Genomic DNA, 20,115 nt, shown 5'->3' with positions numbered 1-20,115 from the left:
CGGGTCCGGCCGGGACCGGTTCAGCGGGCGCAGCTCAGCCCGGAGAGGCCGACCGCGTCGGCGAGCGCCCGCATCCCCCGGTCACCCGGGTGGAGATGGTCGCCGCTGTCGTAGGCGGGTCGCATCCGCTCGGGACGGCGGGGGTCGCGCAGGGCGCGGTCGAAGTCCACCACGGCGTCGAAGCCGTCGCCGCCGCGGATGTGGTGGTTGACCTCCCGGCGCACGGCCTCGGCGGCCGGGCTCCACTCCGGCCGGCCCTGGAACGGTGCGATCGTCGCGCCGACCACGCACGTCCCGTCCGCGTGCGCCCGCCGGACGATCTTCCGGTACCCGGCGAGCAGGTCGGCGGCGGTGACGCCGGTGCCCGCCTTGAGGTCGTTGACGCCCTCGAAGAGGATCACGGTGCGCACGCCGGGCAGTTCCAGCACGTCCCTGTCGAGGCGGCCGAGCGCGCTGGGTCCGCCGCCACCGCCGGAGAGGACCCGGTTGCCGGAGATCCCCTCGTCGGCGACGCCCGCGAGGGACGTACGGGCCAGGCGCCTCGCCAGGAGGTCGGGCCAGCGCAGGTCCCGGTCGGGGGTGGAGGCCCGGCCGTCGGTGATGGAGTCCCCGAGCGCGGCGACCGCGCCGGTGCCGGGGTGGTCGGGGCGTACGGAGACGGCGTCGAGGTACCACCAGGAGTCCGTGGTGCGCGTCCAGGGGGCGGCGCTCCTGTCGGCGGTGTGGTCGCCCCGGGCGGTGTACGAGGTGCGCAACGCCATCGCGTGCCCGGTGGCCGGTCCCGCGGGATCCGGGGTGTGCAGGCTGACGGCGAGGAGGGCTCCGGCGCGGACGTGGCCGCGCAGCGGATCGCTCCAGACGTCGGCGCCCCGGGGGATCGTGACGGACGCACGGCCGTGGAAGGCGAGCCGCCGGTTGTCGCGCACGGCCGCGCCCCGTTCACTGTCGCCGGCGTAGACGGCGTTCACGCGCAGCGGGCGGTCCCCGAAGGCGTTGGACAGGCGTACGCGCAGCTCGTCGCCGCCGGCACTGGTGCGCACGAGAAGGCGGTAGCTGCGGTCGGCGCCGTCGTGGCGGAGTCGTTCGGCGCTCGCGGCCCAGGTGACGACGCCGAGGGCGTGCGTGGTGTCCCCGGCGGGGTGGGCTGCGGCCTGGACCGGCGGCTGTACGGCGAGGGCGGCCAGGAGGGCGGCGGCGGCCCGGCAGGCGCGCCCCAGGCGGCCGGTCACCGGGCCCGCTCCCGGGCAGCGGCCGGTGCGCCGAACTCCCGGACCGGCCGGGACGCTTCCGCGTACCCCACGCCTGTCATCGTCCCACCGGGGAGCGGGCGCCCGCATGTCGGTGGACTTGCACACGGGGGACGGCGGGCGGCGGACCTGCGGATGCCCCGCGCGAGGGCGGGGCATCCAGGGGTGCTGCGGGCGGTCGCGCGGTGCCGGGGCGCCGTGCGACCGCCGGGTGTCAGGACGTGGGGGTGTTGGCCGCGGTGACGTTGACCGCCGCCCACGCCCGGTCCACGGTCTTGTACTCGGTGCTGCTCGCGCCGTACAGGTCCTTGGCCGCCTTCAGCGTCGCGACGCGCGCGTCGTGGAAGTCGGTGGAGGAGACCATGTAGCGGGTCAGGGCGCGGTAGAAGATGGCGGTGGCCTTGGTGCGGCCGATGCCCTTGACGGAACCGCCGTCGTAGGTCGGGGAGTTGTAGGCGACTCCCTTGATCGTCTTCTTGCCGCTGCCCTCCGCGAGGAGGTAGTAGGCGTGCGAGGAGACGCCGGAACCGGCGTGCACCTCGGTGGAGTAGACCTCGGGCGACCAGTAGTCGACGGTCTGCTCCAGCTTGTCCAGCGAGGGGTGGTCCAGGCGGCGCAGGAACTTCTGCTTGAGGCCCAGCTTCTCGCCGATGAGGTAGTTCGGCGGGTTCTTCGTGTTGTTCGCGTAGAACTCGACGTTGGAGCCGAAGATGTCGGCCAGCGACTCGTTGAGCGAGCCGGGTTCGCCGTACTGGTTGCCGTTGCGGTCGACGAAGGTCGGCTCCAGCTTGGCCGTGGCGTCGACGACGCCGTGGGTCAGCTCGTGGCCGGTGACGTCGAGGACGACGAGCGGCTTCTTGATCATGTCGCCGTCGCCGTCGCCGTACAGCATGCAGCCGCACTCGGAGTCCCAGAACGCGTTGGCGACCGAGCGGCCCCAGTGGACCATCGCGCGGGCGGGCTTGCTGTCGCCGGCTATGCCCTTGCGGCTGAAGGTCGTGCGGTAGAAGTCCAGCGTCTTGGAGATGCCGTACTGGGCGTCGGCGGCGGCGCTGTTGCGGCTCGTCGTCTTGCCGTTGCCCCACACGTTCGTGGTGCCCGTGATCTTGGTGCCGGAGCCGAAGGTCTCCGACATGTGGTTCTTGGCGTCACGGGTCTCGGTGCCGTACCGGCTCGGGTCCTTGAGCTGGAAGTGGCCCTTCGAGGTCTGCGTGGTCGTCAGACCGACGCTGCCCACGAAGAGGGTCTTGCCGGTGCCGTGCGCGGTGGCCGGGTACTTCGAGGCGGCCACCCCGGCGACGAGCGGAGTCGCCGCGGCCGTGGTGCCGCTGCCGGTGGCCGGGGCGATGGTCTCGCCGTGGCTGCGCAGCGCCTTGACCAGCTTGGGCGAGATGAACTCGTCCGCGTCGGGGGTGTCGCTGCGCACGTGGCCGGTGAGGGCGTCCACGACGACCGTGTGGGAGCCGCCGTCGTCGTCCAGGGTGCTGCCGGTCACCGTCACCTGGTAGGCGAGGTGGGCGGCGCCGGCGCGGGCGTCCACCACGAGCTGCGGGGTGCCCGCCTGGCCGCCGGCCGCCTGGGCCGCGGCGGTCGCCGCCTGGGCCGGGGTCACCTTGGCGTCGGTGGTGGCGGGGCGCACCGTGTGGTCGGCGGCGCGGGTGACGCCCGCGTAGCCGAGCTGCCGGTCGAGGTGGACGACGAGGTCGCCGCCGAGGACCGGGAGTCCGTCGTGGGTCCGCGTGAAGCGGACGTGACGGCCGCCCTCGGGGTCGAACATGACGTCCTGCGGCTCGAGTTCGTCGCCGGTGGCGACGCCGGTCTCGGCCGCGTGGGCGAAGGCCGCGGCACTGGCGGCGTGGACCACGGGAGCGGTCCTGGCGGTGCTCATGACGGCCCGTGCGTCCACGGAGGTGGGGCCCGCGACGGCAGTGCCGACCAGGCCCGTGATGGCCGTCGTCACCGCGACGGCGACGGCCACACTGCGTATGTGCGGTCTGCGCACGAGGAAGGGTTCCTTCGTCCGAAGGCGGCTGGACACGCCAACCGCCTTGCGACATGGCGCTGTTGAGCGCCAGGAGGCCCAGGTCGGGCCCCGGGTTCACCCTTCCGGATGAGTCATGGCCACGTAAACACGGAATGATCCATTTCGCGGTTCCCTATGACAATCCTTTGCGAATATACGTCACAGAGTGATCAGTGATTGACCACCTGTGTGTCGGAGCGCGATATTCCGCCTCAATCCCCTAGGTTCCAGGCCGGAATGTGATCGATGTCGCATCAACAACCGCGTGGACGAGGAGTGGGAACCGGATGGTCTCAGCAACGGTGGGCAGGGGTGCGGTACTCGGAGCGGTCGCGCTGTCCCTCCTCGCGGTCCCGGCACGGGCGGCGAGCGAGGCACCGGACCGGGGGGCGGCGCTCGCGGCCCCCGACACGGCGGGCGTCGACAAGGTGCTGCGCACCGCGCGGGAACAGGGGGCGCCGGGCGCCGCCGCCCGCATCGACGACCACGGCAGGACGTATCTCATCAGCCGCGGCCTCGCGGACCGGGGCACGAAGCGGGCGATGAGCACCGGCGACCGTTTCCGGATCGGCAGCGTCACCAAGACCTTCTCGACGGTCGTCCTGCTGCAACTGGCCGACGAGCACAAGCTCGACCTGGACGCCCCGGTGAACCGCTATCTGCCCGGACTGCTCCCGGACGACAAGATCACGGTCCGGCACCTGCTGAGCCACCGCAGCGGGCTGTACGACTTCAGCGACGACCTGTTCGCCCAGAGCGTCTCCGGCTTCGAGGCGGTCCGGAACAAGGTCTTCACCTACCGCCAGTTGGTCGCGCTCTCCCTGAAGAAGCCGCGCACCAACGCCCCCGGCGCCGCCTACTCCTACTCCAACACCAACTTCGTGGTCGCGGGCCTGCTCATCGAGAAGCTGACCGGGCATTCCGTGAAGACCGAGTACCAGAACCGTGTCATCAAGCCGCTGAAACTGGCCGACACCTTCTACGTCCACCCGGACACCAAGATCCCGGGGCGGTTCGCGCGCGGCTATCTCACCCCCGACAAGGCGGGCGCCCCGCTGGTCGACGCGACCGACCAGACCGTGTCCTGGGCGCAGAGCGCGGGCGCGATCATCTCCAGCGCGAAGGACCTCAACACCTTCTACTCCGCGCTGGTGGGCGGCCGGCTGCTCTCCGCCGCCCGGCTCGCCGAGATGGAGCGCTTCAGCAAGGTCAACAGCACCACGGCCTACGGCCTCGGGCTGCGGCGCCGCGATCTGTCCTGCGGTGTCTCGGTCTACGGCCACACCGGCGCCGTACAGGGCTACTACACCTACGCGTTCACCAGCAAGGACGGCGGCCGCAGCCTGACCGCGCTGGTCAACACCTCCAACAACGGCAAGGTCCTCGACACCCTGGCGGGCACCCTGGAGTCGGCGTTCTGCGGCAAGCCGGCCAAGACGGCCCGGCGCGGGGCGCTGCTGCACGAGCGCGAGGCGGACCTGCGGCAGTGACGGGCGCCGGGGGGCGCGGGCCGCGATCTTGTCGGAACGCGCCCCTCCGGGACACCATGCCCCGCATGAAGGGTGACCTGTTTTCCAGCGAGTACATGGTGCGCCCGGCCGTGGAGCCGGGCCTGACCGTCGAGAACGCCAAGTGTCTGAAGTACACCGTGAACGGCGAGATGCTCGCCCGGCAGGGCGCGATGGTCGCTCACCGGGGCGAGCTGAAGTTCGAGCGCAAGGGCCAGGGCGTCGGCGGCATGATCAAGCGTGCCGTCACCGGTGAGGGGCTGCCCCTGATGGCGGTGCGCGGCCGGGGCGAGGCGTGGTTCGCGCACGAGGCGCAGAACTGCTTCATCGTGGAGGTGGAGCCGGGCGACCGGTTCACCGTCAACGGCCGCAACGTCCTGTGCTTCGACGCCACGCTCTCCTACGAGATAAAGACCGTGAAGGGCTCCGGCATCGCGGGCGGCGGCCTGTTCAACAGCGTGTTCAGCGGGCACGGCCGCCTCGGCCTGGTCTGCGAGGGCAATCCGCTGGTGATCCCGGTGTCCCCGGAGAACCCGGTGTACGTCGACACCGACGCCGTGGTCGGCTGGTCGGCCGGGCTCGACACCTCGCTGCACCGCTCCCAGTCCTTCGGATCGATGCTGCGCGGCGGTTCGGGTGAGGCCGTGCAGCTCATGCTCCGGGGCGACGGCGTCGTGGTGGTCCGCCCGAGCGAGGCCACGCCGCAGTCGGCGCAGCAGCACTGACGGGCATCGACGGCGGCGCCGACGGGCGTTGCGGCGGAACTGACCGAACGTCAATTGCGGTCGGACCACGATCGGTTTGAACGCTCCACCGTGACCTTCACGTAACCCTGGGAGACAACGGCAGGGTTACAGCGAGGGATGGCCATGGCCGAGGCGCACGTCGTCGCAGATGAACTGGTCGCCGGGCGGTTCCGGCTCCTGGAGGTCTTCGCCCGGGAGACCGGCCGCGAGTGGTGGCGGGCCGAGGACGTACGGGAGAACCGCGCCTGCCTGGTGACCAGGACCGCGCTGCCGTCCACCGCCGACCAGGACACCCTGCGCCGCACCAGGTCCCGGGTGGTGCGCACCTGCGAGACCATGCGGCTGCTGTGCCCCGGCGGGGTCGCCTCGGTGATCGACGCGGTCGTGGAGCCGGGCACCCTGTGGACGGCGGCACAGCGGATCGACGGCACGCCGCTGACCCAACTCCTCGAGGAAGAGGGGCCGTTCGATCCCGTACGGGCGGCCGGAATCGGCCTCGAAGTGCTCGATGTGCTGCGCACCGCGCACGAGGAGGGCATCACCCACGGCGAGCTGAGCCCCGGCCAGATCTTCGTGCGGGACGGGGGCACGGTCGTGCTCGCGGGCTTCGGCCTCGCGGGCACGACCCTGGCGCCGAGGGTGGCGGCGCCGTCGTACGCCTCACCGGAGCAGGCCCGCGACGAACGGATCGGCCCCGCCGCCGACTTGTGGGCGCTCGGCGCGATCCTCTACACGATGACCGAGGGACGCCCGCCATTCCGCGACCGGGGCCGTACCGACGCCACCCTGCGGGCCCTGGCCCGGCTGCCGCTGCGCGCCCCGCTGCGCACGGGCCCGCTGACCCGGACCGTGGAGGGGCTGCTGCGCAAGAACTCCCGCGAACGGCTGACCCGTCCTGTGGTCCGGGCCTCGCTGGTGCGGGTGCTGGAGGAGGACGCGGGGGCGTACGGCACTGTCGCGGCCGCACCCGTTTCGGAGACCGAGCCGGAGGCGGCCCCACCGGGCGGGAGCCCGCTGCGGAGCAGACGGGCCCTGGCGGCGGGGGTGTGCCTGGCCGTCGCCGCCGTGGCGGCGGCCGCGCTGACCGTGTCGCACCACTCGTCGGAGGGGGTCGCTGGGGCGCGCCCGGGCGGAGCGGCCGCGTCGGCGGGTACGCGTACGTCGGCCCCTACGGGCACCTCGGCCCCGGCGAGTCCCAGCGCCGCCCCCGGCGGGAGCGCGGCCCCCGGCAAGGGCACGACCGCCGCCCCGACGTCGGACCGCACCCGGAGCCAGAGCGCTCCCGCACCCGGCACCTCCGCCGCCCTCCCCTCCGGATTCCGCACGTACACCGCCCCGGAGGGCTTCTCCCTCGCTCTTCCCGTCGACTGGAGGCGCGAGGGGATCAGGTCCGGCGCCGGCAACTCCTACCGGGTCACCTTCGGCACCGGCGGCTCCTCCTCCCCCACGCTCGCCGTCACCTACAGCGAACGCGTGGGCTCCGACCCGGTGGCCGTCTGGCGTGACGACGTGGAGCCCGGTCTCGCCCGGGAGGACGGCTACGAGCGCGTCGGCGCGATCGAGGCCACCGAGCAACAGGGGCACTCCGCAGCCGACATGGAGTGGCTGTCCGGCACCGGGCAGGCACGGACGCACACCTTCGGACGGGGCTTCCTGCTCGGCGGCGGCCGGGGCTACTCCCTGCGCTTCACCACCCCGGCCGCGGACTGGGACGAGCCGGGCAACCAGGCGGTCCTGCGCACCGCGCTGCGCACCTTCCACGCCTGAGTAGGCGTACTCATGACCGGTGCCGCCCGGCGGAGCCACCATGGGGACTTCCCGACCCCCGCCTGGAGGCCGCCATGACCGCCGCGCATCCCGCCCCGCGCACCGTGCACCGCCGGGTGCCGCCCCTGCTGTTCGCGGGCGTGGCCACCCTGGGACTCGCCGTCTCCGCCATCGGCGTACACGACCGTACGACCTGGTTCCTGGAGACCTTCTGGGTGTTCATCGGGCTCCCGCTGGTGGTGCTGACCTGGCGGCGCTTCCCGCTGACCGGCCTGCTGTGCGGTCTCCTCGCCGCGCACACCCTGGTGCTGGCGGCCGGCGGCCACTACACGTACGCCGAGGTGCCCGCGGGCGACTGGGTGCGGGACACCTTCGGCCTCAGCCGCAATCCCTACGACCGCTTCGGGCATCTGATGCAGGGCTTCGTCCCGGCGATCCTGGTCCGTGAACTCCTCAGCCGCACCTCCCCGTTGCGCGGCAGCCGCTGGCTGGCCCCGCTCACCGTCTGCGCCTGCCTCGCCTTCAGCGCCTGCTTCGAACTGCTGGAGTGGGCCGCCGCCGAGATCGGTGGCCACGGCGCCGACGCCTTCCTGGCCACCCAGGGCGACGTCTGGGACACCCAGTGGGACATGTTCTGCGCCCTGATCGGGGCGGTCGTGTCACTCCTGCTGCTCAGCAGGGTCCACGACCGGCAGTTGGGCGCGCTGGAGGCCCGGAGCTAGGGCCTGTCGGTGTGCCGGTGGCGGACCCACAGCGGGAGGCCGTACCAGCAGGTCAGGTACCAGGCGACGACCGCCGCGACCAGCCAGGGGACGTAGGCGTCATGGGTGGCGACGCGGAGGATCAGCAGGAGCGAGGAGGTCATGGTGAGGAGGAGAAGCACCAGGCCGACGAAGGTCAGGAGGCCGGCGATGCGGACCGCGCGGGGCTTGACGCGGCGTCCGGAGACCAGACGGTGCAGGGAGACCGGGCCGATGAGGGCGCCGGTGGCGCAGGCGCCGAGGACGACCGTCACGATGTAGATGATCTGGTCGGTGTGGGCGAGTTCGCCGTACTTGGGCTGGAAGACGACGGTGAGCAGAAAACCGAAGAGGATCTGGACTCCGGTCTGGGCGACCCGTACTTCCTGGATGAGTTCGCCCCAGCGCCGGTCCGCCCGCTCTTCCTCGGTCTCGTCACGGCCTCTGTGCGTTCCCTCCGCGTTCATGGGATGCGGTTAACCGCTCGGATGATCCTTCAAACCGACCGAATGTCACCAGGCGTTCGTCTCCCGGAAGTAGTGGCCCTCCTCCAGGTCGGCGAGGAGTCCCGTCTCCGTCGGCCGCCAGCCGAGCAGTTCGCGGGTCAGCGCACTGGACGTGGGGTTGTCGACGCCGGTGAAGCGGCCCACGAAGCCGTAGCGCGCCTCGGCCTCCTCGCCCGTCAGGCCGATCACCGGCACGTCCAGGTGACGGCCGATGACCTCGGCGATCCGCCGGAACGGCACGCCTTCCTCGGCGGCGGCGTGCAGCCGCTGTCCGGCGGGTGCCTTCTCCAGGGCGAGCCGGAACAGCCGGGCGGCGTCGAGGCGGTGGACGGCGGGCCAGCGGTTGGCGCCGTCCCCGACGTATGCGGCGGCGCCCTTCTCGCGGGCGACCGCGATGAGGCGGGGGACGAAGCCGTGGTCGCCGCGTCCGTGCACGGTGGGGGCGAGCCGGACCACGCAGGCGCGAACGCCGTCCCCGGCCAGAGCCGTGGTCGCCTCCTCGGAGGCGGTGCGGTGGGTGCCGGGCGCGGGGGCGTCGGACTCGGTGATCAGGCGGCCCGTCGGGCCGATGGCGGTGCCGGAGGTGACGACCAGCGGCCGGTCGGAGCCGGCGAGCGCGGCACCCATGGCCCGGATGGCGTTCAGGTCGGTCTCGCCCGCCGCGCGGACGTCGGCGAAGTCGTGGACGAACGCCAGATGGATCACTCCGTCGGCGCTGTCGGCGACGCGGGCCAGGTCCTCGGGGTCCGCCAGGCTGCCCCGGTGCACCTCGGCGCCCGCCGCCTTCAGCGCGGCAGCCCCCTCGTCGGACCGGGCGAGGCCGACGACCTCGTGTCCGGCGCCGATGAGTTCGGGGACGACGGCCGAGCCGATGAATCCGGTGGCGCCGGTGACGAAGACACGCATGTCGTTGCTCTCCTCGAAGGATGGGTGGGAGTGGTTCCATCCTTGGCCGGACGGCGTGCCCGCGTCCAAGGCTTGTTCCGCATCGGGCAATACGCCTGGGGCATCACCGCAGCCCAAGGCGCCGACACGGCCGGGAGCCGTACGCTGGGGACATGTCGCACTCCCCCGCCGACGCGGATCTCCACCTCAGGCTGGTGCGGTACTTCACGGTCGTCGCCGAGCACTGCCACTTCGGGCGCGCGGCCGCCGCGCTGCACATCACCCAGCCCTCCCTGAGCCGGCAAGTGCGTCGCCTGGAGCGGGAGTTGGGGGCACGGCTGCTGGACCGCACCCCGCAGGGCACGCGGCTCACCGAGGCGGGCGAGGTGTTCCTGCCGCGCGCGAGGTCGCTGCTGCGGGCGGCCGGACAGGCCGCCGCCGCCGCGCGTGCCGCGGCCGAGCCCAGCCGGATCACCGTCGGGTACACCACCGGCCTGATCGTCACCCCGGCCGTGGCCGAGCTGCGCCGCCGCTTTCCGGACGCGGACGTGCGCACGGCGCATCTGCCCTGGCAGGAGGCGCGCAAGGCGCTGACCGAGCATCGCGTGGACGCGCTGGTCACCCGGCTGCCGTTCGTGACCGAGGGCCTGCGCGTGACCGTGCTCTACGACGAGCCGCGCGTAGTGGTCCTGCCCCTGGACCACCGGCTCGCGGGCAAGGAGTTGGTCACCCTGGACGACATCGCGGACGAGCCGCTGCCCCGCGTCACCGACCGGCTGTGGGACGCGTTCTGGCGGATCGACCCGCGCCCGGACGGGAGGCCCGCGCCGGACGGCCCGCTCATCGAGAACATCGAGGACAAGTTCGAGCTGGTCGCCTCCGGGCAGTCGCTGGCCCTCGCGGCGGGCGTGCCAGGGCTGCGTCCGCCGCGCCCGGATCTGACCACGGTGCCGCTGCACGGGGTCGAGCCGTGTCATGTGGCCGTGGCGACCCGGGCCGGGGACGGCGGACGGCTGGTGACGGAGTTCCGCAAGTGCGCGGAGGCGCTGCTGACCGGGCCCGGGACCGCCGAGTGAGTGTCAGGCGCCGGGGGTGCGCGCGCCCGGGGTGAGCTGGGCCTGGACGAGCGGCCCGTAACGGTCGGCCACGGCGTCGGCGTCGGCCTCGCGCAGCCCCGGCCCGCGCGCGATGCCGTACATCACGCCGAGGCCGACGACGGCCGCGACCGCGAGTTCGGCGCGCAGGTCCGCGTCGGGTCCGGTGAGCCGGGCGGCGAGGCGGTCGGTCACCTGGGCGCGGAAGTTGGCGCGCAGGACGTCGCCGTGGTCGCCGTGCAGCGGGGCGAAGACGATGCGCAGCAGCGGGTCGGTGCCGCGCTCGCGCTGGCTGGTCAGGACGTGCCGGACCATGTGCCGGCCGAGTCCGTCGAGCGGCGCGTCGAGCAGGTCGTCCGCGTCGGTGTCGAAGGACATCACGCGGGCGAAGAGGGCGTCCTTGTTGCCGAAGTACTTCAGCACGAGCGGCGGGCTGACCCCGGCCCGCTCGGCGACGGCCTTCAGGGTGATGTCGCCGTGCGGGTGCCGGGCCAGGAGGTGGCGGGCGGCCTTGAGGATGGCCGCCTTGGTGGCCTCGGCGTCCCGCCGCGCGGTGCCCTGCGCGGTGGCCGGGGCGTCCGGGTCTCTCACGCGTCCTCCAGGGCGCCCGCGCGGCTCCTGCGGGTGATGCCCCAGGCGCGCCGGGTGCCGGTCCCGGCTCCGTCGCCGGTGGAGTCGCCCGGGATGGTCAGGGCGGCCGCGCAGGCGAAGAGGGCGACCGCGCCGGCCATCCCGAAGGCCAGCAGATAGCCGTGCAGGGTGGGCACCGGGACGCCGCCGACGAGGCTCGTGTGGTGGACGAGCACGGCGGCGACGGCGGCGCTGGAGACGGCCTGGCCGATGGTCCGCATGAGCACGTTGACGCCGTTGGCGGAGGCGGTCGCGTGGGCCGGTACGGCGCGCAGGATCAGGGTGGGCAGCGCGGAGTAGGCGAGCGTGGTGCCGGTGGCGACCACGGTGGCGCCCAGGATGATCATCCACAGGTCGCGGCTGTCCGCGATGCGCAGCGCGTAGCCGCAGGCGATGACGGCGGCGCCGAGCGCGAGTGTGATGCGCGGGCCGCGCCGGGCCGAGATGCGGGCGGACAGCGGGGAGAACAGCAACATGGTGACGCCGCCGGGCAGCAGGCACAGACCGGTGGCCACGATGGACAGACCGAGGCCGTAGCCGCTGGCCTTGGGTGCCTGCACGAGCTGGGCGGTGACGAGCGAGTTGGCGTAGAACGCGAATCCCGTGAGCAGCGCGGCGATGTGCGACAGGCCCACCCGGGGCCGGGTCACCAGGCGCAGGTCGACCAGCGGACGAGGGGCTCGCAGCTGCTGGCGCCACCACAGCGCGAGCACGACCGCCGAGGCCGCGAAGAGGCCGAGGACCCGCGGGCTGCCCCAGCCCCACTGGCCGCCCTGCGAGACGCCGAGCAGCAGACTGACCAGCGCGACGGCGAGCCCGAGCGCGCCGACGACGTCGAAGCGGCCGGGCTCCCGTACCGGGGACTCCTTGACCGCCCACCAGGTGGCCGTGACACCGAGCGCGCCGAGGGCGCTGGTCAGCCAGAACATGGTGTGCCAGTCGGCGTACTGCACGACCAGCGCGGCCAGCGGCAGGCCGAGGGCGGCGCCGATGCCGACGGTGGAGCTCATGAACGCGACGGCCGAGCCGCGCCGCTCGGGCGGGAGTTCGTCGCGCAGGATGCTGATCGACAGCGGGACGACGGAGGCGGCGGCGCCCTGGAGCGCGCGGGCCGCGATCAGCACGGCGATGTCCGAGGACAGCGCGCACAGCACCGAGCCGACGGTCATCAGCAGGAGCGCGGAGGTGAGCACCCGGCGCTTGCCGTACATGTCACCGGCGCGGCCGAGCACGGGGGTGAGCACGGCTCCGGAGAGCAGGGTCGCGGTGACCATCCAGGAGACGGCGGCCGGGGACGACCCGGTGAGCCGGGGCAGGTCGGGCAGGAGCGGTACGACCACGGTCTGCATGACGGCCATGAGGATGCCGCCCGACGCCAGCACGGGGATGGTGAGGCGTTCCCGCAGCCGGGGCGGCGCCGCGAGGGTGCCGGGCGGCTCGGGTATGGGGGCGGACGGCTCCACGGGCGCTCCTGCGAATGTGCGTGACTGGTGAATGGCTATTCACCCTATCCAGTGAATGCCCTTTCACCAACATTTACCCGAGCGCCTGAGCCGCGGTGGGACTACCGATCACGGTGGTGCGCGGCACGGGCGTGCGAAGAGCGGGCGTGCAGCGCGCGGGCCATCCGGGGACCGAGGCTGCGCTTGAGCCTGCGCAGCGGCTCCAGTCGCCCGGCGGCGCGGTCGAGGCCGTAGTAGAGCTGGGGCGGGACGTACGGGAGCAGCGGGGAGTGGCGCTGGCCGAGCAGGGCGAACATGCGGTGCGGGGGCAGATCGATGTAGCGGGGCAGGTTCTCGTACCAGCGGGCGCTGTAGCGGGCGGCGCTCTGCGCGGACAGCAGCTCCGTGCGGCGCCGGGTCTCGTAGGCGGTCAGCGCCCCGGACAGCGTGGCGTGGTCGCGCAGGGCGGCGGCCAGGCACATGGCGTCCTCCAGGGCGAGGGTGGTGCCCGCGCCGATGGAGTAGTGGGTGGTGTGGGCGGCGTCGCCGAGCAGGACCAGGTTGCCGTGGTGCCAGGTGCGGTTGGTGAGGGTGCGGAAGGTGGGCCAGGGGGCGGCGGAGCCCGGCTGGGGCTGGGCGAGGAGGGGGTGGCCGTCCAGGACGGGCGCGAAGTGCTTCTCCAGCAGGGCCGATTGCTCGCCCTCGTCGGCGCGGTCCAGGCCGAGTCCGGTGTACGTCTGCGGGGAGCACTCGACGACGCAGGTGCTGTGGGCGTCGTCGTAGGGGTAGCCGTACGCCCAGATCCAGCCGTGGCCCGTCTCGGTGAAGGCGAAGGTGAAGGCGTCGAAGACGCGGGTGGTGCCGAGCCAGACGTAGCGGTTGCGGCCGTGGGTGACATGGGTGCCGAAGGCGTCGGCGTGCCGGGTGCGCAGGGTGCTGCCGATGCCGTCGGCGGCCACCACCAGGTCGGCTCCGGCGGGCGGTTCGCCGATCTCGCTGTCGAACTCGACGCGTACGCCGAGCTCGCGGGCGCGGGCGGCGAGCAGGTCGAGGAGCCGGTGGCGGCCGATGCCGAAGCCCCGGTCGCCGGGCTGCCGGGTGCTCGACTCCCGTACGTGCGCGACGCCTTCGCTCCAGTGGACCGAGTGTTCCTCGACGGCGCGGGCCGACTCGGGGTCATGGGCACGGAGGCGGTCGAGCAGGCCCTGCCAGTAGGTGACGCCCCAGCCGTAGGTGGAGCCCTCGGGGCCGCGTTCGTGGACGGTGACGTCGTGGGACGGGTTCTGCCGCTTGAGCAGGATGGCGAGGTACAGGCCCGCGGGCCCGCCTCCGACGCAGACGACCTTCACGCGCACACCTCTGAGTCACCGGACGTAGTCGATCGGCCTCGCAGGGTAGCAGCGTCGGGCCGTGCTCGTGTCCGGTGACGGGCGTTGGTCGCTCGGGTGCCGTCAGGCGGTGGCGGTGCGGCACTCCGGGTGGCCCCAGCCCGTCGCGTTCTTGGCGATGGGCTCGCCGGCCGCGTAGGAGCGGCCGCACTGGCAGCGGCCGGGGAACTTGGCCTTGATGGTGCGCGCGGAGGCGCTGCCGCCGTTGGCGCGACGGGGTGCCTTGCGGCGTGCGGCGGCCGGGGCGGGGGTGTCGGGCGAGGGCGGCGGCTCCGGGGAGCCGAGCGCGCTGCCCGCGGCCTCCTGCACCACGGCGGCCTGGCTGGCGGCGCGGTCGGCGAAGTCGTTCAGCGGGTCGCCGTCGACCTGGTGGGCGGGGACGTAACGGAACTCCACCGAGCGGCCGTCGAGGAGTTCGTCGATACGGACGACCAGCTCCTGGTTGGCGACGGGCTTTCCGGCGGAGGTCTTCCAGCCGTTGCGCTTCCAGCCGGGCAGCCAGGTGGTGACGGCCTTCATCGCGTACTGGGAGTCCATCCGGATCTCCAGCGGCACGTCGGGCTCGACGGCCGTCAACAGCCGCTCCAGGGCGGTGAGTTCGGCGACGTTGTTGGTGGTGCGGCCGAGCGCCCCGGATTCCCAGCGGGCCGGGGTCCGCTCGTCGTCGCCGGAGACCACCCATGCCCATCCGGCCGGTCCGGGGTTTCCCTTCGAAGCCCCGTCGCACGCGGCCACCACACGTTCACGCATGTGCACGATCATGCCATGGTCGCGGCGGGGGCGGAGCCGTCCAGGTCGGGCGTCCCGCGGGGCGCGGGTCAGGCGTCACGCAGCTCAGGCATCTCTCCCTCGGTGGTGGTGACGTCGATCACCGAGAAGTTGGCGCCCTGCGGGTCGGTGAGCGCGGCGAACCTGCCGAAGGGGCTGGTCATCGGACCGAAGCGGAGCACGGCGCCGAGGTCGGTGGCACGGGCCACGGCCGTGTCGCAGTCGTCGACGGTGAAGTAGACGTTGATGTACGAGGGGACCTCGGGCGGGAAGTCCTCGGTCATCCGCATCCGGCCGAGGACGGGGTCGGCGCCGAGGTCGAAGACGCGGAAGTCGACCGCGTCGTCCTCCATGTCCTTCGCGCGGTAGGGGAAGACGGCCGAGAAGAAGGCGTCGGACTTCCCCGGGTCACGGGTGAACACCTCGGACCAGCAGTAGGCGCCGGGGGTCGCGACGGTCTCGAAGCCCTCGTGGATGCCGCCCTGCCACACGCCGAACACGGCGCCGCTGGGCTCGCGGGCGAGCACCATCGTGCCGAAGTCGCCGACCTGCATGGGCGGCATCAGCACCTCGCCGCCGTTCTCCCGGATCCTCTCGGCGGTCGCGGCCGCGTCCGGCGAGGCGAAGTAGAGGCACCACTGCGACTGGCCCTCCTGGCCGGGCATCGGGGGGACGACGGCGGCGACGGCCTTGCCGTCCGCGTACGCCTGGGTGTAGTTGCCGTACTGGGACGACGACTCGCCGAAGGTCCAGCCGAGGACGTCGCCGTAGAACCGCTTGGCGCCCTCCAGGTCGGTGAACATCGCGTCGGCCCAACAGGGCGTTCCTTCCGGTTGCACGGCCATTGGTCGGACCCTCTCGTTTCAGGCGGTTCGTCCCGGGACGTCACGCTAGCCGGGCGCACGTCGCCACGCGCGGCGGAATTCGTTCGACACGGGTGGCGCCCGGACTCTTGGATGGGCGTCGATGAGTACGGCGAAGATGCGCGCGAACGAGATCGGGGTCGACGCCCCGCTGGTACGACGACTGGTGGCGGAGCGGTTCCCGCACTGGGCGGAACTGCCGGTGCGGCGGCTGGAGTCGTCCGGCACCGAGAACGCGATGTTCCGGCTGGGCCCGGAGCTGGTGGTACGGCTCCCCCGGCATCCCGGGGCGGTGGCCGACGTGGCGCACGAGCGGCGCTGGCTGCCCCGCCTCGGCCCCCTGCTGCCGGTGTCCGCGCCTCGGCCGGTGGGCTTCGGGGAACCCGGCGAGCACTTCCCCTGGCCCTGGTCGGTCTACCGCTGGCTGGAGGGCGTCAACCCGGTCGCGGGTGCCGTCGAACGGCCGGAGCCGCTGGCCCGGGACCTGGGCCGGTTCGTGACCGCGCTGCGCCGGACCGCGACGCAGGACGCGCCGCGGGGATACCGGGGCGGTCCGCTCGCGGACCAGGACACGGAGACCCGGTCGGCGCTGGCGGAGCTGACCGGCCGGATCGACACGGAGGCGGCGACCGCGCTCTGGGAGCGGGCTCTGCAGGCCCCCGCCCACGCCGGTCCGCCGGTCTGGGCGCACGGCGACCTCTCCCCCGGCAACGTCCTGGTGTCCGGCGGGCGGCTCGCCGCGGTGATCGACTTCGGCTGCGTGGGCGTGGGCGACCCGGCCGTGGACCTGATCGTGGCGTGGAATCTGCTGCCCGCCTCCGCCCGCGCGGCCTTCCGGGAGACGGTGGGCGCCGACGACGCGGAGTGGGCCCGCGGACGCGGCTGGGCCCTCTCCGTCGCCCTGATCCAGTTGCCGTACTACCGGGACACCAACCCGGCGCTGGCGGAGAACGCCCGCCACACCATCGCCGAGATCCTGCGCGAGGGATGACGGCCGCGCGGCGCCGCGCCGGAGCGAGGGCGCGCCAGGCGCGTCACCCCGGATCGCCGGACGGTTCCTCAGCCGCCGGCGTACGCCTGCTCCAGCGCGGCGATGTCCAGCTTGCCCATGGTCATCATGGCGCGCATGGTGCGGTCGGCCTTCGCGGGGTCGGAATCCTTGGTCATCTCCAGCAGGCGCTCGGGGACGACCTGCCAGGAGACGCCGAAGCGGTCCTTGAGCCAGCCGCACGGACCGGGCTCGCCGCCGTCCTCGGTCAGACGGGTCCAGTAGTAGTCGACCTCCTGCTGGTCGGCGCAGAGGACCTGGAACGAGATCGCCTCGGTGAACCGGAACTGCGGACCGGCGTTGAGGGCGACGAACCGCTGGCCGTTGGCGGTGAACTCCACGGTCAGCACGGTGCCGGGCTCCCCGGGGCCCGCCTCGCCGTGGCGGAGGACGTCGCCGATGCCGGAGCCCTTGAACACGGAGACGTAGAAGTGCGCCGCCTCCTCCGCCTGGCCGTCGAACCAGAGACACGTGATGAATCCGTCGGTGGTCATGAACGCCTCCCGGGCGTGGTGGGTGGTGCGGGGTGGTGTCACGGTCGTGGAGGTGGACCGGTGCGGGCGCCGGAACTCATCGGTGGGGTGCCGAACGGCCGGGAGCAGGGGCGATTTCAGGCCACCGTAGGGTCGTGCACCACCCGTCACGGCAGGTCGCACGGGAGCCGCCGCACGGTCGGCAAGCGGGCGGAAAACCGGCCCCCACCTGGTGTTTCATGGCTCACGGCGGCACGGTTCCACGGCGCGGCACCGGGCGCCTCTCCCTGTCGAACGTCGTCTTCACGCCACTGCTACAAACCGCCCGCATGTAGGGCGTGACCCTGGGTACCCGCCGGGGGAGGAAGAGGAAACAGGAATAGGGCGCGGTTTTCCGGGAAGCCGGGGACCACGCAGCTTCGGCGGCCGGACGACTTCCGGGCGCAGAGGTTGACACCGAAACCGTGACTCATGTGGGAGAGGTAATGGACACCGCCGTCGGCATCCGTTCGCAGGCCGAGGTCACCGAGAAGACCGCACAGGACACGACGGTCGAGGAGAGCCTTCCCGGGATCGCGGACCCCACGTCCGTGGCCCCCCGGGACGCGCGGGCGCTGTCCCGCCAGTTCTTCCGCCGGCTGGCCGAGCTGGAGGAGGGCACCCACGAATACCAGTACGCGCGCAACACCCTGATCGAGATGAACATGTCGCTGGTGCGGTTCGCGGCCGGACGGTTCCGGGGCCGTGGCGACGACATGGAGGACATCGTCCAGACCGGCATGATCGGTCTGATCAAGGCGATCGACCGGTTCGAGGTGTCGCGCGAGGTCGAGTTCACCTCCTTCGCGCTTCCCTACATCGTGGGCGAGATCAAGCGCTTCTTCCGGGACACCACCTGGGCGGTGCACGTCCCGCGCCGGCTCCAGGAGCTGCGCGTGGAGCTGGCCAAGGCCCGCGAGGAGCTGTCCAGCAGGCTGGACCGCGACCCGACGGTCGCCGAGCTGGCCACCCTGATGAACATCACCGAGGCCGAGGTCATCGAGGGCCAGGTCGCCGCGAACGGCTACAACTCCTCCTCCCTGGACGCCGCGCTCACCGGCGACGGTCCCGAGGACGGCGAGGCCGTGCTCGCCGACTTCATCGGTGTCGAGGAGGAGGGTCTGCGGCTGGTCGAGGACTTCCACGCCCTCGCCCCGCTGATGGCCGACCTGAGCGAGCGCGACCGCATGATCATCCACATGCGGTTCGTGGAGGAGGCCACCCAGGCGGAGATCGGTCAGCAGCTCGGCTGCTCCCAGATGCACGTCTCCCGTCTGATCAAGCGGATCATCGCCCGGCTGCGCCAGGGGATGCTCGGCGAGCTCGGCTGCGCCTGAGTCGACGGCGACGGGCCCGGCGTTCGCGGACACCGGGCCCGTTTCGCTGCCGGGACGCCGTACGGACGTGCGCGGGGACGACGGACGCGGACGTACGTGTGCGCGCGCACAGGTACGAGGGCGCGCGCGAACAAACGAAAAAGCGCCGGTGCGCTCAGGACTCCAGCTCGAACCGGGCACGGACCCGCTTGCCGACGGGTACGCGGTCCACGGTGATCTCGGCCGCGAGCGCGCTCACGATCTCCAGCCCGTGCCGGCCGATCCGCTGAGGGTCCTTGGGGAAGGCGCGGGGCAGAGCCACGCTGCTGTCGTACACCGACACCGCGACCGCGCTGTCGGTCCCCTCCAGCTCCAGGATGTACGGGCCGTTGCTGTGCCGGTCGGCGTTGGTGACCAGCTCGCTCACGACGAGCAGCACCTCACCCGCGGCGCGGCTGTCGACCACGGCGCACCACTCGTTGCGGAGCTGATCCAGGAACTGGGCGGCGAAAGCCCGTGCCGCGGCGATGCATCCGGGCTCACCGGTGTAGTGCGCCGCGCGTCGCAGCGGCTCCACGGGTACGTCGAAACCAGTCGGTATCACTGCCCCGCCCAGTTGTTCCGTCATGCCTGTCTCTCTCGAAGGGCCGGCCGGCCTGTCACCTGTTGCTCCTGTGCTCGTACCCCGAGGCGCGCCGGGCAGTCCACCGAGTCCGTTCGCCTCTGGCGCACAGCCTTGCCCGGCCGGAGCGGGTCGGACGGCGGGCCTGACGGACAGCGGCCCGGACGCCGCTCGATGGCCGGAATCCCACCGGTACGCACGGGACAGCAGAGGCGTACGACCGCGCACGTGGGGCGCGTTGCAGGGCGCACGCCGGGCCGGGACGTCGGGGCAGGAACTCACCCGGCCGGCCGCCGCGGCGGCGTGTACTCCGAGTGAGCGCGTGGTCCGCGTGAACCGGCCGCGACACGTGTCAGGCGAGGACGACCGGCACCACGAAGGCGGGCGCGGTGCGCTGCATCCGCAGGGCGTCGACCGACTCGGCGAGGAGCTCGTACTCCGTGGTGTCGTCGCAGGCGGCGATCCGCACCAGCCGTCCGGCCGCCAGCTCGTCCGCGACCTGCTCCTGACGGATGTCGTCGGCACACCAGGCGCGCAGCAGGGTCGGCACGTCGGCCACGGTGTCCGCGACGGGGACCAGGGCGCCCGGGGGGAACACCGCGTTCTCCGGAAGCGGGTCGAGCCGCTCCGCCATCCAGGAGGCGCGGTCGCGCAGCCACCACAGGGCGAGGGCGAGAGTGGGCGCGCGATAGGTGCCGAGCGGTACGCCCACGCGCTGTCCACCGCACACTCCGTACGCGGTGACATGGCACAGGAATTCGTCGTGCACGCTCACTCCCCCGTTGCCTGGCCGATATGGCGGTCGGACCCTCGCTTTCCGGTGCGGCTCGTGTGCGGTGAGTAGTGCCCCTGGTATTCCGAGTATCGCCACGCGGGAAACGCTGTCACCACGTCTTTCCGGCCACTCTCCTGGCATATGCGAAGCGCACCCCTGTCCGAAAACACCAGGCAAGCCCTGGCCACGCATTACTCGTTGCGTGATCAACCGTTGGTTTTACGGGCGCCCGGAA

General features: G+C 72.6%; 19 protein-coding genes. 7 read left to right on the top strand and 12 right to left on the bottom strand.

Annotation, left to right across the window (positions count from 1 at the left end; all coding sequences use genetic code 11):
- Nucleotides 1-20 precede the first annotated feature (20 nt).
- Nucleotides 21-1,229 carry an SGNH/GDSL hydrolase family protein gene (locus tag ACWEEU_RS09475; RefSeq protein ID WP_451730409.1) on the bottom strand — a complete coding sequence of 403 codons (1,209 nt, stop codon included), beginning with the start codon at nt 1,227-1,229 and terminating at the stop codon, nt 21-23.
- 232 nt (nt 1,230-1,461) lie between these two features.
- Nucleotides 1,462-3,249: a M4 family metallopeptidase gene (locus tag ACWEEU_RS09470; protein ID WP_451730406.1), complete on the bottom strand. Its 1,788-nt coding sequence runs from the start codon at nt 3,247-3,249 to the stop codon at nt 1,462-1,464.
- A gap of 308 nt (nt 3,250-3,557) precedes the next feature.
- Here ACWEEU_RS09470 and ACWEEU_RS09465 point away from each other — a divergent pair, with 308 nt between their 5' ends.
- The 4 genes from ACWEEU_RS09465 to ACWEEU_RS09450 all read left to right on the top strand — a co-directional run bounded on the left by ACWEEU_RS09465 (nt 3,558) and on the right by ACWEEU_RS09450 (nt 8,013).
- Complete coding sequence (locus tag ACWEEU_RS09465; protein WP_451730403.1) at nt 3,558-4,760, top strand: serine hydrolase domain-containing protein; 1,203 nt, start codon at nt 3,558-3,560, stop codon at nt 4,758-4,760.
- A gap of 65 nt (nt 4,761-4,825) precedes the next feature.
- Nucleotides 4,826-5,503, top strand: a complete 678-nt coding sequence (locus tag ACWEEU_RS09460) for an AIM24 family protein (RefSeq protein WP_385749034.1) — start codon at nt 4,826-4,828, stop codon at nt 5,501-5,503.
- A gap of 138 nt (nt 5,504-5,641) precedes the next feature.
- Nucleotides 5,642-7,291, top strand: a complete 1,650-nt coding sequence (locus tag ACWEEU_RS09455) for a serine/threonine protein kinase (RefSeq protein ID WP_385749037.1) — start codon at nt 5,642-5,644, stop codon at nt 7,289-7,291.
- A gap of 74 nt (nt 7,292-7,365) precedes the next feature.
- Nucleotides 7,366-8,013 carry a DUF2238 domain-containing protein gene (locus ACWEEU_RS09450; RefSeq protein WP_451730399.1) on the top strand — a complete coding sequence of 216 codons (648 nt, stop codon included), beginning with the start codon at nt 7,366-7,368 and terminating at the stop codon, nt 8,011-8,013.
- Here ACWEEU_RS09450 and ACWEEU_RS09445 read toward each other — a convergent pair.
- Nucleotides 8,010-8,498, bottom strand: a complete 489-nt coding sequence (locus tag ACWEEU_RS09445) for a DUF6328 family protein (protein WP_385749042.1) — start codon at nt 8,496-8,498, stop codon at nt 8,010-8,012. The two genes, ACWEEU_RS09450 and ACWEEU_RS09445, sit on opposite strands and share 4 nt — an antisense overlap.
- A 45-nt stretch (nt 8,499-8,543) precedes the next feature.
- Nucleotides 8,544-9,443: an SDR family oxidoreductase gene (locus ACWEEU_RS09440; RefSeq protein ID WP_385749044.1), complete on the bottom strand. Its 900-nt coding sequence runs from the start codon at nt 9,441-9,443 to the stop codon at nt 8,544-8,546.
- 152 nt (nt 9,444-9,595) lie between these two features.
- Between ACWEEU_RS09440 and ACWEEU_RS09435 the strand changes: the two genes are divergently transcribed.
- On the top strand, nt 9,596-10,498 hold the full coding sequence (locus ACWEEU_RS09435) for a LysR family transcriptional regulator (protein WP_451730394.1): 903 nt from the start codon (nt 9,596-9,598) through the stop codon (nt 10,496-10,498).
- Between the two features lie 3 nt (nt 10,499-10,501).
- On the opposite strand, the gene ACWEEU_RS09430 is transcribed toward ACWEEU_RS09435, so the two are convergent.
- The 5 genes from ACWEEU_RS09430 to ACWEEU_RS09410 all read right to left on the bottom strand — a co-directional run bounded on the left by ACWEEU_RS09430 (nt 10,502) and on the right by ACWEEU_RS09410 (nt 15,589).
- Entirely contained in the window at nt 10,502-11,107 is a 606-nt protein-coding gene (locus ACWEEU_RS09430; RefSeq protein ID WP_385749050.1) for a TetR/AcrR family transcriptional regulator, read from the bottom strand.
- Nucleotides 11,104-12,609: an MFS transporter gene (locus tag ACWEEU_RS09425; RefSeq protein WP_451730391.1), complete on the bottom strand. Its 1,506-nt coding sequence runs from the start codon at nt 12,607-12,609 to the stop codon at nt 11,104-11,106. The genes ACWEEU_RS09430 and ACWEEU_RS09425 overlap by 4 nt, the downstream gene beginning before the upstream one ends.
- Nucleotides 12,610-12,710: 101 nt before the next feature.
- A complete protein-coding gene (locus ACWEEU_RS09420) occupies nt 12,711-13,943 on the bottom strand; it encodes an FAD-dependent monooxygenase (protein WP_385749055.1) in 1,233 nt (410 codons plus the stop codon).
- Between the two features lie 96 nt (nt 13,944-14,039).
- On the bottom strand, nt 14,040-14,738 hold the full coding sequence (locus ACWEEU_RS09415) for a ribonuclease H family protein (RefSeq protein ID WP_451730387.1): 699 nt from the start codon (nt 14,736-14,738) through the stop codon (nt 14,040-14,042).
- A 56-nt stretch (nt 14,739-14,794) separates the two neighbouring features.
- Entirely contained in the window at nt 14,795-15,589 is a 795-nt protein-coding gene (locus tag ACWEEU_RS09410; protein ID WP_451730384.1) for a VOC family protein, read from the bottom strand.
- A gap of 121 nt (nt 15,590-15,710) precedes the next feature.
- Here ACWEEU_RS09410 and ACWEEU_RS09405 point away from each other — a divergent pair, with 121 nt between their 5' ends.
- Complete coding sequence (locus ACWEEU_RS09405) at nt 15,711-16,598, top strand: aminoglycoside phosphotransferase family protein (RefSeq protein ID WP_451730381.1); 888 nt, start codon at nt 15,711-15,713, stop codon at nt 16,596-16,598.
- 68 nt (nt 16,599-16,666) lie between these two features.
- Here the strand turns inward: ACWEEU_RS09405 and ACWEEU_RS09400 are convergent, their stop codons facing one another.
- Nucleotides 16,667-17,149: a VOC family protein gene (locus tag ACWEEU_RS09400; protein ID WP_385749066.1), complete on the bottom strand. Its 483-nt coding sequence runs from the start codon at nt 17,147-17,149 to the stop codon at nt 16,667-16,669.
- Between the two features lie 464 nt (nt 17,150-17,613).
- Between ACWEEU_RS09400 and ACWEEU_RS09395 the strand changes: the two genes are divergently transcribed.
- A complete protein-coding gene (locus tag ACWEEU_RS09395) occupies nt 17,614-18,504 on the top strand; it encodes an RNA polymerase sigma factor SigF (protein ID WP_385749069.1) in 891 nt (296 codons plus the stop codon).
- Between the two features lie 154 nt (nt 18,505-18,658).
- Here the strand turns inward: ACWEEU_RS09395 and ACWEEU_RS09390 are convergent, their stop codons facing one another.
- Nucleotides 18,659-19,111, bottom strand: coding sequence for an ATP-binding protein (locus ACWEEU_RS09390; RefSeq protein WP_385749072.1), 453 nt, complete (start codon nt 19,109-19,111; stop codon nt 18,659-18,661).
- 346 nt (nt 19,112-19,457) lie between these two features.
- Nucleotides 19,458-19,874, bottom strand: a complete 417-nt coding sequence (locus ACWEEU_RS09385; protein ID WP_385749074.1) for a hypothetical protein — start codon at nt 19,872-19,874, stop codon at nt 19,458-19,460.
- Between the last annotated feature and the right edge of the window lie 241 nt (nt 19,875-20,115).

This window comes from Streptomyces sp. NPDC005004 (assembly GCF_053600675.1).
The sequence above is the reverse complement of the archived record's forward strand: the minus strand, read 5'-3'. Positions and strand labels throughout refer to the sequence as shown.